Raw genomic sequence first — 14,134 nt, forward strand, 5'->3', positions numbered from 1 at the left:
GATAAAGACTTGATAAGGCTGACCTTTAAAAGTCAGAAGTAAATTAACACCAAAGTTACCAACAACTGTGGCTTCATCAGTTTTGATCTCATGTTTCTTACTTAACTAAACACCTCTACTTCCTTGGCTGCATTGATTTGGTCAAGAACTCCCCAAACTTCTTGTAACATTGCATCTATCCCGCTACGAGTTACCGCAGAAATTAAGAAAACCGGAGCGTGAGAAAGATGATTTAATTGGGTAGCTAAAGCTTCCAAATCCACAGTCTCTCTATCAACTGCATCAATTTTATTCAGCGCTAAAATCTGCATTCGCTCAGTTAAACCCCGTCCATAAGCTTGTAATTCTTGCTGAATTGTGTTGTAGTCTCTGATGACATCATCACTAGTAGCATCAATTAAATGCAGAAGTACTCGCGTCCTTTCGATGTGACGTAAGAAATCATGTCCTAAACCCGCACCATCAGCCGCACCCTCAATTAATCCGGGGATATCGGCGAATACTGTACCATCGCCTGTGGGTTTCCGCACTACACCCAAATTGGGAATGAGAGTTGTAAAGGGATAGTCAGCAATTTTGGGACGCGCAGCTGACAAAGATGAGATTAAAGTTGATTTACCTGCGTTGGGTAAACCAATGATTCCCACTTCCGCCAACAGTTTCAACTCTAAACGTAGCAGTTTTCTTTCTCCAGGTAATCCAGGGAGAGAATATTCTGGGGCGCGGTTACGGTTACTTAAAAAGTATTGATTTCCCAAACCACCTTTACCACCTTGTGCAATGAGTAGCTGTTGGTTTGGCTGAGTTAAATCACCAAGTAAATCACCTGTTTCTGCATCATAGATAGTAGTTCCACAGGGAACTTCCACAACTAAATCTTTTCCTGAAGCACCAGTACAGTTATTGGGGCCGCCACGACCACCATTATCTGCTTTAAATATATGCTTGTAGCGGAAGTCTAACAGGGTTTGCAGGTTTTCTACAGCAACGAAAATTACTGAACCACCCCGTCCACCGTTTCCCCCAGAAGGGCCGCCGGCAGGGACATATTTCTCTCGCCGGAAGGCGACGATACCATCGCCACCTTTACCAGCTTCTACTTCGATTTGTGCTTGGTCGATAAATTGCATGAGTCGGGAGTCCTGAGTTAGGTGAGTTATCAATTATAAGTTTTTAATCAACTCTTCATTCCTTATTCTCTACTTTTAACTCTTGACTCAGCACTCACTACTCTATATATATGGTGAAATATCCTCTTTACATTCGTCTGCTAAATATGAGAGGGCGCGGAAACGTAAACCCACAAGTTGTTCATATAGTGGGTTGATTTTACATAATGGGGGAATATGTACAATTTTGCGTCCAAATAGGGTGACATCCCGTTCAAAGGGACACTGAGAGGGAATCATTTTACACAAAAAACGGGCAACTCTGGGGTCTTCAATGTCTAACCCATCTAGCCAGTCGCGGAGGGGGTCAAGTACTTCTAGTGGGGGGGCTTGGGGTGCAATTAGCCCAGGAGGAATATCTGCTGGTTCTTGGTCTATTAAGGTTTGGCGTAAGGCTTCTAGGATGTCTTCTGGTTGTCCTAGTGCTTGACATAATTGGTGTAGGACTTGATCTTCGCTGGGGGAATATGTACCATCAGCGATCGCTACCATGACAGCTGTACGTAAAAAGTTTTCTGCTATTGGTGTATTCTTACCTAACACCACAGCTAATTCTTCTGGTGTGATTACTTCTAGGGAATCCCACTCTATACTAGGGGCTAATTCATTTTCTGTAATACTGGCGATTGATGCTTTTTCTTGCTCATCAAAGTTACCGTCAGCCCAAGCTATTGTCAGCAATCCACGTAACCAAGCGGCAATTTGTTCGCTACTGTAGGGAGAATGAACGACACTTGTCATAAACTTACGCTTCACCGATTTAATAGTAAGTTAGCTTTCCTGAGGCTAAACCGTTACCGCGCTAACTTCCCAAGTCTTAAGCTTTGTTTTGCGATTTCCTTTAATTAGCTGTTTGGGGTACTTCAAAATTTACATCTTCATATACACTAGCGATCGCACACCGAAAATCTATACTAGCTAGGTGTATCTCATCTCCTTGTCCGTAGGGATAAAGTACCCATTGTCCCTCTGGGTTACGGCGAAAACACTCTACACTCTGGCGATTTTGACTCACTAAGACATATTCTTGCAATGATTTCATTTCTCTGTAGTCAGCAAATTTCTCGCCTCTGTCAAAGGCTTCGGTGCTGGGAGATAACACTTCGATAATTAAGCAAGGATGACGCAGAAAGTTATCAAATGCTCGATCTCGCTGGTCGCAACTAACGATAATATCGGGGTAGTAGTAGATGTCTAGTGATTCGATATGGGCTTTGGTGTCTGAGATGTAAGCTTGACATCCGCTTCCCCGCAAATGATTTCTCAGCATAGAAGCCGTATTCAGAGAAATAACTACATGAGTATTACTCGCCCCTGCCATTGCGTAAACCTCTCCCTGGCGATATTCGTGCTTAATGGGGCTGGTTTCTTCGCCTTTGAGATAGTCTTCGGGGGAAATATAGCTAGAGTTAGAAGCTGCAACCATTTGTTACCACCTTTTGTTATGCTTTGTGTTTAGTATAAATGCACTTAATTAGTCAACTGGCTAAATATACATTGTCACAAATCTAGCCATTGCCAGATGCCGTAATTCCCTTATAAGTCTTAATCTACAACTGTTGACACCGTAGAAATAGACCTGTGGATGAAATATTAGAGCGATCGCACCAACTCAAGCAAGCCTTAGTAGATTTTGTTCTAGATGCAGAAGGAACACTAGCCCAAGCCCTAGAAACCTATGCAGCAGAACAATTACGTCGTGGTAGTGGGGATACTACACAGCAAGATTTAACCATTGACACTTTTCTGACAGAAGGAAAAGTTGGTGATGAGTCGCCAATAGATTTATTTATTACCAGTCATCCAGATTTATCAGACAGCGATCGCCATCTTCTCAAAAGTTGGCACCGTACTTTTATCGGTTTATTTACTATTACTCAAATTTTACCAGATGGCTTAGAGTTACTAAACTGGTTAACCAATAAATCTTATCTTGTCAAACCGAATAATTCTCAAACATTACAAGCAATTTCTCGGTTAAAACTAGGAGAAATCTTACTAACTCGTATTTCCCCTATTACTGATAATTATTGGACATTTTCTGGACCATATACAATGATGGGTAAATTAGGTAAACCAAAACTGGCTGTAGCTATTGGTAATTTCAAGGAGAACCATAAGAATCATCTTTACAGTGATGCACCTGATTTACTAGAAGCAGCTTGGGATTCGGTATATCAATATCACCAGGATTTTGTTAACTTCTTTGACAGTGATGAAATTACCTTACCTGGATATCAACTAAATAAAAAAATCGCTGAATTTCAAGAATTAATTACCGAAAAACGTTTAGCAGCATTAGGCATTGATCAGACAAAATCTCTGAATGAATTAGCAGCAGAAGCCGGAGTTGAAGAAGCAGAAATTCAAGCCGCAGTCGAAGAAACTGGTGCAGATGCCAAATTAGTTTCGCAGATATTTAATAATAAAAGCGGTAACAGCAAAATGGTGACACCAAAAGTTGATTTACCTGCGGAATTGAAAAAAGCCGAGCAACTAACAGCTATTTCTCATCCTCGTTGGGGACAAATGTTTTTACCAACATATAGTAAGATGCAAACTTTGCTATCAGCAGAAGATTGGCAAAGTGTGGATGGGGCTGAGAAATTAATTCGCTATTATCTGGAAGATAAAAGTATTAATGCTTTTATTTGGTATCGTTTAGCTGAACATTATCCAAATTCATTAGAAAAAGTGTTGCAAAGTGTGCTGGAACGTCCAGAATTTGAACTCAGCAGTGATTTAAACACACTTTTACAAGAATTCCATAAACCTCTGGAGCCAAACTTACCTGATATTGCTAGTGTACCCATACATCTGCATGAATTATTTCAAGATGCAGTTGCCGAAGTCCATAAATCTAAACCAAAAGGCAAGGGACAAAAAAAAGTAAGTAAAGGTTTTAAATAGACATTTATTTTGAGCAAGATGCTATCTTAAGAGCAAAATCATTTTCTCAGATTTGAGGAACCCTTTATGACTACAACACTCTTAGAATCTAATTCTATCGAGTCATTGCTAGGAAATGAAGCCGAAGACTTGCTTACCTACAAAGCGAAAGTCTCTCAAGATTTACTACATTTACCGGGGCCTGATTTCGTTGATCGAATTTGGTTAAATAGCGATCGCCATCCTCAAGTCTTGCGAAATCTCCAACAACTCTATTCTACAGGCCGTTTGGCATATACTGGCTATCTTTCAATTCTGCCAGTAGACCAAGGTATTGAACATTCAGCCGGAGCATCTTTTGCTCCTAATCCTATCTACTTCGATCCAGAAAATATCATCCGTTTAGCAATAGCCGGTGGTTGTAATGCTGTAGCTACAACTTTAGGAGTATTGGGGAGTGTCTCACGTAAATATGCCCACAAAATTCCTTTCATTGCCAAACTCAACCATAATGAATTGTTAACCTTTCCCAATCAATTTGACCAAGTGTTGTTTGGTGATGTAGAACAAGCTTGGAATTTGGGTGCTGTGGCTGTCGGCGCGACAATTTATTTTGGTTCGGAACAGTCCACCAGACAAATTCAAGAAATCAGTTACGCTTTTAAACGCGCCCATGAACTAGGGATGGTGACAATTCTTTGGTGTTATTTGCGGAACAACGCTTTTAAACAAGACAAAGATTATCATGTTGCGGCTGACCTCACCGGACAAGCAAATCATTTGGGTGTGACAATTGAAGCCGACATCATTAAACAAAAATTACCTGAAAATAATCATGGTTATGGTGCAGTAGTCAAAGCAACTGGTCAGAGTTATGGCAAAACTCATGAAAAAGTTTACACCGAGTTAACAACCGATCACCCCATCGATTTGACTCGTTACCAAGTCCTCAATTGTTACTGCGGACGTGCGGGTTTAATTAATTCTGGAGGTGCATCTGGCAAAAATGACTTTGCAGAAGCAGTCCGTACCGCAGTTATTAATAAACGGGCTGGAGGTACAGGATTAATTTCTGGAAGAAAGGCTTTTCAGCGTCCTTTTGAGGAAGGGGTGAAGCTGTTTCATGCCATTCAGGATGTTTATTTGTCACCAGATGTGACCATAGCTTAAGTTCTTGCTGAGTGCTGAGTTTTGAGTGAAAATAGCGTTTTTCTGGTGGATGAAGTACACCACTCTAGACTATTGTCGCCATTAAGTTCTACTTCTCCGAACCGAGGAACATAGCATATTAACTCAGCACAAAGTTTTAGCCTTATTTCCTTTTCTTCACTTAGTGGAAACTATAGGAATTGGATTTGATTATCCCCACAATCTTCTTCCCGATTTGCCATTTAATCGATTGTGAGCATCTTCTAATAAGGTAGGAATATCTAAATTTTCTGGACATCGAGGTAAACAATCACCGCATTCTCTACAACGGTTAGCTTTCATTCCAGGGAACCAGTGACCGGCATTTTCAAACATTCCATAGCGGTATTGTCCGTAATCTGTCATATTGTATGCTACTGCCAAGTTACGTAACCTAAAAACTTCAGGAATATTGATGCTTTCTGGACATGGTAAACAAGCATAGCATTGGCTACACTGTTCAGTTCCTAAAACTGTTTTTTGATGCTTTTTTAAACGCTCGAAAGTGGAAATTTCTGCTGGCGTTAACTCACAGTCACTATTAGCAAATTGTAAGGGTTCTACTAATTCTTCTGGAGTGGCTGGCCCTACACTCAAGGTAGTAATCCGTTGATCACTTAACAAAAATCTATAATTTAATTCTAAAGGCGAAAACGGCTGACACAAATCTTTGAGGGTTTGGGGTGGCGTATACAGTTTTCCTCCCTTATCGGCTGGGGAGATGATAAAGATACCCATGTCTTTCTCAGCAGCTAATGCAATTGCTGGGGCGTTTCTTTGAAAGAAATAGTAATAATGCAGATTGACAAATTCAAAAAAATCTGTGTTGATGGCTGCTTGAATCACCTCTAATACCCCGTGAGTAGAAAAGCCGACGTGTCTAACTCGACCGTCGTTAATAGCCTCCTCAACGGCTTTCATGCAGCCACCTTTGGCTTGCACCCACTCCAGATGCTCCCAAGTATTTAAGCCGTGAATTCCTAGACAATCCAGATAATCTAAGTTCAACCGTTCTAGGGATTCATCGATGTACCGACGCATACTGTCAGCATCAGATGACGGTGGGATTTTAGTGGTTATGTAAAGTTGGGAACGAGGTACAGACAACCCAACTTTGATTGCTTCGCCAAAATACTCCTCACTTTTACCGTAACCTCTGGCTGTTTCTATGTGATTAATCCCTAGTTCTAAGGCCTTGACAATAGTCTGCTGCACATTTTCGCTATTAGCCAAGTAGCGCATTGTCCCTAAAGAAAAAATTGAGAGATTTAGATTCGTTTTTCCAAAGCGTCGGTATTGCATAACTAAAGCTTGAGTAGTAGGTGCTGAGTCCTGAGTAAAAATACGATAAATTATCTCTCTAAAAGAGTGAAGCGTAAAAAAGAAGTAGTGCAAAAAATTGCCTTTTCTTGCTAATTTTTGCTTCTTTTTTCCTCAAAACTCAACAACTGATTACTCGATACTTTTCTAACTGTCACCATTACCAAAGCGCTTAATTAAATCCTCAGGACGAAGATTGGAAATAAATTCCCGAAAGGCTTCTTGTTCGGCTTCATCAGCGTCACGGTCTACAGGAATAGAAGCATCAGCAATTACTTCTTCCATGACCCAAATGGGAGTATTTGTACGGAGAGCAACTGCGATCGCATCACTAGGACGCGCGTCAATTTCTTTTTTGACTTCGCCTTGCTGTACTATCAATGCCGCATAAAATGTATCTTTTTGCAAGGAATGAATAATCACCTTTTCTAGAGTCATGTTCCACGCCTCCAGAATATTTACCATCAGATCGTGAGTTAAGGGACGGGGAGGCTTTTGATTCTCCAACGCTCCCATAATTGCCCTGGCCTGTTCCTGACCAATATAAATTGGTAACGCTCGGCGATCGGAAGCGTCTTTCAACAAGACGATTGGGCTGCGGGTTATGGCATCTAATGCTATGCCAGCGACTTTCATTTCAATCATTGACTAAGCCTCTATCATCCTTTGAGTTATTAAGGCTAAGTGATAAAAAATACACTTTTTTGGGTAAGTAAAAGCAGGAATAAACATAGGCACTGTTTTCTATAATTGCCTCTATTAAACTCCGAACTGGTGGTGAACACCAGAGTAATTCAAATGGGTCTTTATAAACAATAACCTTATTAACCAAGTATGCCTTGTGAAAGATGTAATTGTGTTAATAACCTTATAATAGATAAAGTCAGAAAATATACTCAGAATTTTTGCCATTCTTGTAAGAATTACCAGTGGATTTTCGGCAAAATTAAGTAATAAATAGAGTTAGTTTTACAAAAAAGCCGTGTTTACAGGATTAGTACAAGCCTTAGGAACAATCAAGCCTTTAGGGGGCGATTCTTGGCAAATTACTTGTGTGAGTCAGTCATTATCAATTATGCAGGATCTGGCTTACGGTGACAGTGTTGCTGTTGATGGTGTTTGCCTAACAGTGGAAGAAATTTTAAAAGATGGGTTTATCGCCTCAGCTTCCCCGGAAACTCTTCGCCGCACCACTCTAGGAACTGAGGAAGCACAACAAGGATACGTCAACCTAGAAACTTCGTTAAGAGTTGGTGGTAAAGTCGGCGGTCACTTTGTCATGGGTCATGTAGATGGCGTGGGTCAATTAGTAAGCTTGGAACAGACAGCCAGTTCTTGGGAAATGACCTTTACTGCACCAGAGGCGATCGCACGTTACATTGTCCCCAAGGGTAGCATTACTGTCAATGGCATTAGTTTAACTGTAGCTGCCTACGATCCCGAATTATCTCAATTCACCGTGGCAGTTATCCCCCTTACTTACGCAGAGACTAATCTCCGATATCTCGTCCCTGGCAGCTTGGTAAATTTGGAAGGGGATATCTTAGGCAAGTACGTGGAAAAATTTCTGCAACCCGGTCAACGTCACACCACAGATACAGATATTACGCCTGCTTTTCTCTTAGAACACGGGTATTTATCTTAGGTTCAGATCCGCGACTTCTTGAAGAAGTCGCGGATCTAGCAACCATCCCTAATCCCTAATAGCTCGCGCTGTCCGTGAGTTGTTCAGTAATTGGCTGAGGGCAATTTGTAACTGTACACCAGGGTCAACTGCAACCCATCCGTTTTGTGTCAGGTGACGGACTTCAAAGTGTAGGTGAGGGCCTGTGGAGTTGCCGGTGTTACCGACTCGTCCAATCACAGTTCCCGGTTCTACCCATTGTCCTGGTTGGACTAACAATTCTGACAAATGCCCGTAGAGGGTTTGTTGAGCAGAACCGTGATTGAGAATCACGGTTAAACCATAACCACCGAGCCAATTAGAAGTTGTTACTTGACCTCTGGCGGCTGCCAAAACGGGTGTACCTGTAGGCGCACCTAAATCAGTACCAGCATGGAAGCGGCGATCGCCTGTGATGGGGTGAATGCGCCAGCCAAACAAAGAAGTGATGGGAGAAGCTACAGCTAGAGGATAAACCATGCCTGTACCACGATAGGCGATGGTATTGGCGTAAGGAATTTGTGGCAATACCGATGCCAAGGGGATGTCGTAAGCTACGGTGCTGACACGAGGTGCAATGTTACCTTGTGCCATTGGTGGGGGTAGTGTACCACCACTAGGGGCAATGGGTGTTGCACTGACTCTTGTAGTGCCAACAAAATCGTTGGGGTTAGGAATAAATCTATTAGGGCGATATGCGCTTTTAGTGGCGCTACCAGCACCAGCTTCGGGAGCGCGCCATCTGGTGTTGTTATTAGCAGCAGCCTGTAGCCGTCGCGCTGGAGGTACAGTAGCTAACTGAGCAGTTTGACTTCTTTTGAGCCAAGCGGGGGATGATTTGCCACTAGAATTAGCTACACGCTGATTATCTGAGGGTTTGGCGCAGGCGTTGCCAATCCCTTGTCCTGAAGATAAAACCGTGCGACAACCACTAGAGCGTTCTGTAATAATTACAGAATTTGGTGCTTGATAGGTACCAGCAGTTTTATCACCGTAATTAGTTGGGTCAATATAGGCGTTGTTAAAATCCCTGGTTTTTTCTGCCGCTAGGCCACTATTGGAGTTGTTTGTGGGTTTGGCAAAAGCTGGTAGTTTATCTGTGAGGGAAGGTGCAGGAGTTGCTACTTCTGGGTCTTTGGTAGGGGTTACTCGTGGAGTTTCCGCAATTTTGGGTTTGACTTCAGTAGGGGTTACTCGTGGAGTTTCCGCAACTTTGGGTTTAACTTCAGTAGGAGTTACTCGTGGAGTTTCCGCAACTTTGGGTTTAACTTCTGGATTCTTCGCCGGCGTAACACGGGAAGTTTCTACCTGTGATTTTGGCTGTCTAACGCTAAAAACAGGTTCTGTAGACTCAGTTTTAGGTTTAGACTGAGTCGGCTGTTTTGATTGGACAACTTCTGGTTTACGTAGTCTTTGTTTAAGTGTGGCTTGTCTTTGAGAAAATTTTGGCTGAGTTGGTGATGCTTCCGGTATAACAATATCTCTTTTGACAGTAACTTTGCCTGCTGTTGGCTGGGCATTTTCAATAGTAGGAACGATGTTATCTATTGATGCTTCCGTTTGAGCAACCACCAAGCCGCCACTAAGGAGGCTAACGCTACTCAACAAACACAAGCCTTGTGCTGGTAAAGTATAAGCTAAACGTCTGGTCGTCAGACTTTGTTGCTGTGGTTGGTGCAAACGGTTATGGGCAGATTTATGGCGCTGCGTCATTTGTTGTCTCGTTTATGTTTAATTTTGCTAAACAGATGATGACAGTGGTTTGTCTAGCCCAAAGAGCGGTATTTTAAACAAACCTAATATGTACCTAAAGACCTACGATAACCCAAACTAATTGTACCGGGTTCTAAATAAAGTTCTGGTGTTTTGATGTCAGTTACGCAATCTGTTTCTAAAGACACGCGCAAATCTCCCTGGGGCGTAACTCCAACCACAATGCCTGAAACATCATTGACGTGTACGCGATCGCCCATATTAACTAACAATTCTGAATATCGAGACAAGAGTATGCTTATTCCTTCTTGGAAAAGGCAAGTCATACCGGACTCTATTCCTAGTAAAACCTTACTAGTTAGGGTTTCCAGACAAGAGATTGGTTGATTTTCTTGGTGAGATTGCCAGGATTTTAAGTTAATTCCCGTCTCCGGTACTGGATTACTCCAGTTAATGCCAACGCCAACCACCGCTTGCGAAATATATCCTTGATTTACTTTTGTTTCTGTTAAAATCCCACCTAATTTACGACCATCTAAAACTAAATCATTCGGCCATTTAATTCCCACATTGACACCAGATGCGCGTAATTGAGCAGCAATACCCCATGCACTAGCCAAGGTTAGCTGATAGCTGGCATTCGCTGCGAGTTTGGGGGTAATTGCTACAGACACATATAATCCCCCAGTTGGAGAAACCCATTGACGACCCCATTGTCCTCGTCCGGCTGTCTGCTGTGTGGCAATGACTACGGAGCCGATACCTGCGCCTTGGTCGATTAACTCCCACAGGGTGCGGTTAGTTGAGGCGACACTAGAAAAAATATGCAGAGAAAATGGTAAATACGCATACTTCCGCCCTGCTTGGAGAGCAGATTCTAATTTTTGTTGATTAAATTCCTCAGCCATTAACCGAAATCCCGTTGTTCAAGTTAGCATTAATTGGCTGATGAGTGATTTTCTGTTTAGGTTTGGTTCAAGATGCACACTTGGCACTGGCACAATTGGGAAGGACTACCTTACCTGAGTTGTAGTCTCTTAGAAGATTGGCAGCACGGCTTTTTTACCCAGCAATTTTGGCCGCGATCGCCCCACGAATTAACAAAGGTGCTGCACCCAGAAGCATCAGCATATCGCTTGAAACAGGTTCATGGCAATACTGTTCTCACGCCGCAAGAAGTTGACAGTCAAATTGATGCCGATACGGATGATTCTGCTTTAGCCTCGGCCGATGGTTTGGTGAGTCAGCAACCTCTACAAGCTGTGTGGGTAGCCAGCGCCGATTGTACACCCGTGTTGATTGGGGATGTGAAAACTGGACAAGTAGCGGCACTCCATGCAGGTTGGCGGGGTACAGCTAAGAAGATTGTTCCCCAAGCGATCGCCCGGATGCAATCCCACGGTAGCCAGTTGGAAGATTTACGTGTTGCAATGGGGCCAGCGATCGCCGGTGAGGTTTACCAAGTCTCTGTAGAAGTAGCTGCCGAAATCGGGGTTAGTATCATACCGCATAATGATACTCATAAAATCATCAACTCATTACACGAACTACCCCATTCACCCTTATTAGCAGACCCAGAACCAGGAAGGGTAAGGGTTGATGTCAGAAGAGTTAATGTTTTGCAGTTGGAAAATTTAGGTATTAGTGTAGAGCAAATAGCGATCGCACCCTATTGTACATACCAAACCCCTGAGCATTTCTTTTCTTACCGCCGTGAGCAGCAGAAGAAAGTGCAGTGGTCAGGGATTGTTAGTCAATAGTCAACAGACTGATTTAAACTTTACCTGCTAAATTATTGCTAACACAATTAGTGGCGGATAATTTTCTACCATAGTAAATGGCGGCGAAACCTGTGATGTACATGAATAAGCTATAAATCGCCGCAGGAATTGCCATATCTTCGTTTTTGATTAGTCCAGCAGTAATGGCGATCGCTAGGGTACCATTTTGAATCCCAACTTCAATGGCAACACAAATTTGCTGAGGGATATTGAGTTTAAATAACTTGGTGATTAACAATCCTGTAAGCATGGCGAGGATGTTCAAAATTACTACTCCCACGCCAACTTGCACAATAAATTCGGGGAGACGGTTCCATTCCCGAATCAAGATGAGCAAAATAATTAAAGCCAAAAAAGCGATCGCCAACCGATTAGCAACTTTTTCTAAACGTAAAGCTGTTTCGGGAAAGATGCGTTTTATATACATTCCCAAACCAATCGGCACAATTGTAATTAAAAATATTTGTAGCATTGTGGAACCAATCGGTAGAGCGATCGCGGCTGTTTGTCCCAAAAAATGCTGGAGTGCGAGATTAGCAAATAGGGGAATTGTAAATATTGTAATAATGCTACTCAACACTGTGAGCGTCACAGACAGTGCCACATCACCATTAGCCAGGTATGTAATCATATTCGATGAAGGGCCACCTGGACATAGGGACAATATAATTAATCCCACCGCAATTTCTGGCTGCATTGGCACAATTTTAGCAACTAAAAAACCAATAATCGGTAAAATAATTAGCTGGGTTGCCGAGCCAATAGAGACTGCTTTAGGATATTTAGTGACACGTTTAAAGTCTTCTAACTGTAAAGATAGCCCCATCCCCAGCATGATAATCGCTAGGGCTAGAGGTAAAATCACATTAGTAAACAAATTTGCCTGCATAAATCTGAATTAAAACTCTAAGAACTGCAATATGAGAGATACATCAGCAGTTTACATTAGTTTTGAATCCAGATAGCTGGAAAAGGGAATCTAGAGCATGGGGTAGGAATTCATAATTATCTCCCTCATCCCCACCTTTTCCTAGTTCCTAACTTCTAGCCTCTAATCTCTTCTGAATATTTACTGTTGGTTAAAAATAAAAAATCCTGTTTGCATTAAGCCGACAAAAAACCCTAAAATACCACCTAAAGTTACAATTGCCTGTAATTCATTTTTGACAATTCCCTCAATTGCCGCCTCTAAATCCGCAGGAGAAGTTGATTTTACACGGTCAACTATTACTTGGTCTATTGATAGAATCGGAATTACTTGTGCAACAATTACCTCTAAATCCTTTTCTAAATATCGTTCTAAAATTAGAGCTAATTCTTGACTGACGACCTCTAAAGAACTCATGACCACAGGTGAATTGCTCAGACGATTTAAAAGCAATTCGGCGATATTTTCCCAGTTTATAGAGTCTGTTAATCCTTGTAGTAAATCACTTCCACTAGTTTGCACATATTGACGGACGGTTTCTCGTGTGGTTTTTCGTAGTTGTCTAACTGTGCCGATTGGTAAATTTTGCAATGTTAAATTTTGCAAGATTTTCTTGAAGCGATCGCGCATCTGTAAATCTAGAATTAATTCCTTTAAGCGATTATTAGTAGCCTCTTTTTCATCTAAACAAAAAGTCCGTAACCGTGTGAGGGTATTCCGTAAACCAAACAGATTTGCTACTACCCAATAAGTACCACTAGTTTTTTCCCGAAAGCTTTCATCAATGATTTGAATTGTGCGGTCAGTTAAAAAATCTATAATTGTTTGCCGTAAAACATCTGGCGGTAAAACTACTTCTAAAAACCAATCGGCTAGTCTGGTAGATTGTTCTTCGCTTAGTTGTAATTCCAGTAGTATCTGGTCAAAAATTTGGTTGATTTGTGCTTCTAAAAAGTCTTCTCGTCTTGCCAACACTTTCAGTAGTCGTGGCAATGATTCACCCAACAAATCACGCAGGATTCCAGCTACAATTTTGGCGCTTTTCTTGTTTGTATCGGTTTTAATTTGATCTATAGCAAGTTGCAACAACCAGAGAATTGCGCTTTGTACCCGTTCGGTTTCTAATAAACGCCGCGCCAACTTTTGCAATTCATCGGGTGTCAATAGTGACCCCATGATTGTATTGGAAATATTCTTTGCCAAACGTTCCTGGTTGCGAGGAATCAATCCGGGCGTGAATGGCACTCTTCGTCCGCCAATATAGATTGCTCGGTAGGGACGAAACAGCATTTTGATGGCTATATCATTCGTGAAATAGCCAATAATTGCACCCAGTATTGGGGGAGATACATACAGCCAAAGATGAGACCAATCCACTGTTTTTTGGATTAGGAATGGGGACTGGGGGCTGGAGAATAGGGAATGGGAATAGTTCGTCTAGCTTACCAATCACCGATTACCAATTACCAATTACCAATCGCCA

General features: G+C 42.0%; 13 protein-coding genes. 4 read left to right on the forward strand and 9 right to left on the reverse strand.

The genetic code is table 11. The annotated features are described in order from the left end of the window. Nucleotides 1-101: 101 nt before the first annotated feature. From obgE to H6G18_RS07085, 3 genes are all read right to left on the reverse strand, one after another. Nucleotides 102-1,130: a GTPase ObgE gene (gene obgE, locus H6G18_RS07075; RefSeq protein WP_190406383.1), complete on the reverse strand. Its 1,029-nt coding sequence runs from the start codon at nt 1,128-1,130 to the stop codon at nt 102-104. Between the two features lie 102 nt (nt 1,131-1,232). Beyond that, on the reverse strand, nt 1,233-1,910 hold the full coding sequence (locus tag H6G18_RS07080; RefSeq protein WP_190406384.1) for a Mo-dependent nitrogenase C-terminal domain-containing protein: 678 nt from the start codon (nt 1,908-1,910) through the stop codon (nt 1,233-1,235). A 100-nt stretch (nt 1,911-2,010) separates the two neighbouring features. Continuing rightward, nucleotides 2,011-2,595 carry a Uma2 family endonuclease gene (locus tag H6G18_RS07085; protein WP_190406385.1) on the reverse strand — a complete coding sequence of 195 codons (585 nt, stop codon included), beginning with the start codon at nt 2,593-2,595 and terminating at the stop codon, nt 2,011-2,013. Nucleotides 2,596-2,750: 155 nt separating this feature from the next. On the opposite strand from H6G18_RS07085, the gene H6G18_RS07090 reads away from it, so the two are divergent. Together H6G18_RS07090 and H6G18_RS07095 are read left to right on the forward strand one after the other, a co-directional pair. Continuing rightward, nucleotides 2,751-4,079, forward strand: coding sequence for a hypothetical protein (locus H6G18_RS07090; protein WP_190406386.1), 1,329 nt, complete (start codon nt 2,751-2,753; stop codon nt 4,077-4,079). Between the two features lie 66 nt (nt 4,080-4,145). Next, nucleotides 4,146-5,228 carry a class I fructose-bisphosphate aldolase gene (locus H6G18_RS07095; protein ID WP_190406387.1) on the forward strand — a complete coding sequence of 361 codons (1,083 nt, stop codon included), beginning with the start codon at nt 4,146-4,148 and terminating at the stop codon, nt 5,226-5,228. Between the two features lie 189 nt (nt 5,229-5,417). On the opposite strand, the gene H6G18_RS07100 is transcribed toward H6G18_RS07095, so the two are convergent. Beyond that, nucleotides 5,418-6,548, reverse strand: coding sequence for an aldo/keto reductase (locus tag H6G18_RS07100; RefSeq protein ID WP_190406388.1), 1,131 nt, complete (start codon nt 6,546-6,548; stop codon nt 5,418-5,420). A 165-nt stretch (nt 6,549-6,713) separates the two neighbouring features. Next, the gene (locus H6G18_RS07105; RefSeq protein WP_011318239.1) at nt 6,714-7,211 is read right to left on the reverse strand and encodes a bifunctional nuclease family protein; all 498 of its coding nucleotides are present in this window, start codon (nt 7,209-7,211) and stop codon (nt 6,714-6,716) included. Nucleotides 7,212-7,548: 337 nt separating this feature from the next. Between H6G18_RS07105 and H6G18_RS07110 the strand changes: the two genes are divergently transcribed. Further along, nucleotides 7,549-8,211: a riboflavin synthase gene (locus H6G18_RS07110; protein ID WP_190406389.1), complete on the forward strand. Its 663-nt coding sequence runs from the start codon at nt 7,549-7,551 to the stop codon at nt 8,209-8,211. Between the two features lie 48 nt (nt 8,212-8,259). Here H6G18_RS07110 and H6G18_RS07115 read toward each other — a convergent pair whose 3' ends face one another. Together H6G18_RS07115 and H6G18_RS07120 are read right to left on the reverse strand one after the other, a co-directional pair. Continuing rightward, entirely contained in the window at nt 8,260-9,942 is a 1,683-nt protein-coding gene (locus H6G18_RS07115; protein ID WP_190406390.1) for a M23 family metallopeptidase, read from the reverse strand. A gap of 83 nt (nt 9,943-10,025) precedes the next feature. Beyond that, on the reverse strand, nt 10,026-10,850 hold the full coding sequence (locus tag H6G18_RS07120; RefSeq protein ID WP_190406391.1) for a biotin--[acetyl-CoA-carboxylase] ligase: 825 nt from the start codon (nt 10,848-10,850) through the stop codon (nt 10,026-10,028). A gap of 72 nt (nt 10,851-10,922) precedes the next feature. Here H6G18_RS07120 and pgeF point away from each other — a divergent pair, with 72 nt between their 5' ends. After that, nucleotides 10,923-11,702, forward strand: coding sequence for a peptidoglycan editing factor PgeF (gene pgeF / locus H6G18_RS07125; protein WP_190406392.1), 780 nt, complete (start codon nt 10,923-10,925; stop codon nt 11,700-11,702). Nucleotides 11,703-11,715: 13 nt separating this feature from the next. Here pgeF and H6G18_RS07130 read toward each other — a convergent pair whose 3' ends face one another. Beyond that, nucleotides 11,716-12,612, reverse strand: coding sequence for a bile acid:sodium symporter family protein (locus H6G18_RS07130; RefSeq protein ID WP_190406393.1), 897 nt, complete (start codon nt 12,610-12,612; stop codon nt 11,716-11,718). A gap of 180 nt (nt 12,613-12,792) precedes the next feature. Next, nucleotides 12,793-14,028, reverse strand: coding sequence for a DUF445 domain-containing protein (locus H6G18_RS07135; protein WP_190406394.1), 1,236 nt, complete (start codon nt 14,026-14,028; stop codon nt 12,793-12,795). Nucleotides 14,029-14,134: the final 106 nt, after the last annotated feature.

Source organism: Anabaena subtropica FACHB-260 (assembly GCF_014697105.1).
Classification (GTDB): domain Bacteria; phylum Cyanobacteriota; class Cyanobacteriia; order Cyanobacteriales; family Nostocaceae; genus Trichormus; species Trichormus subtropicus.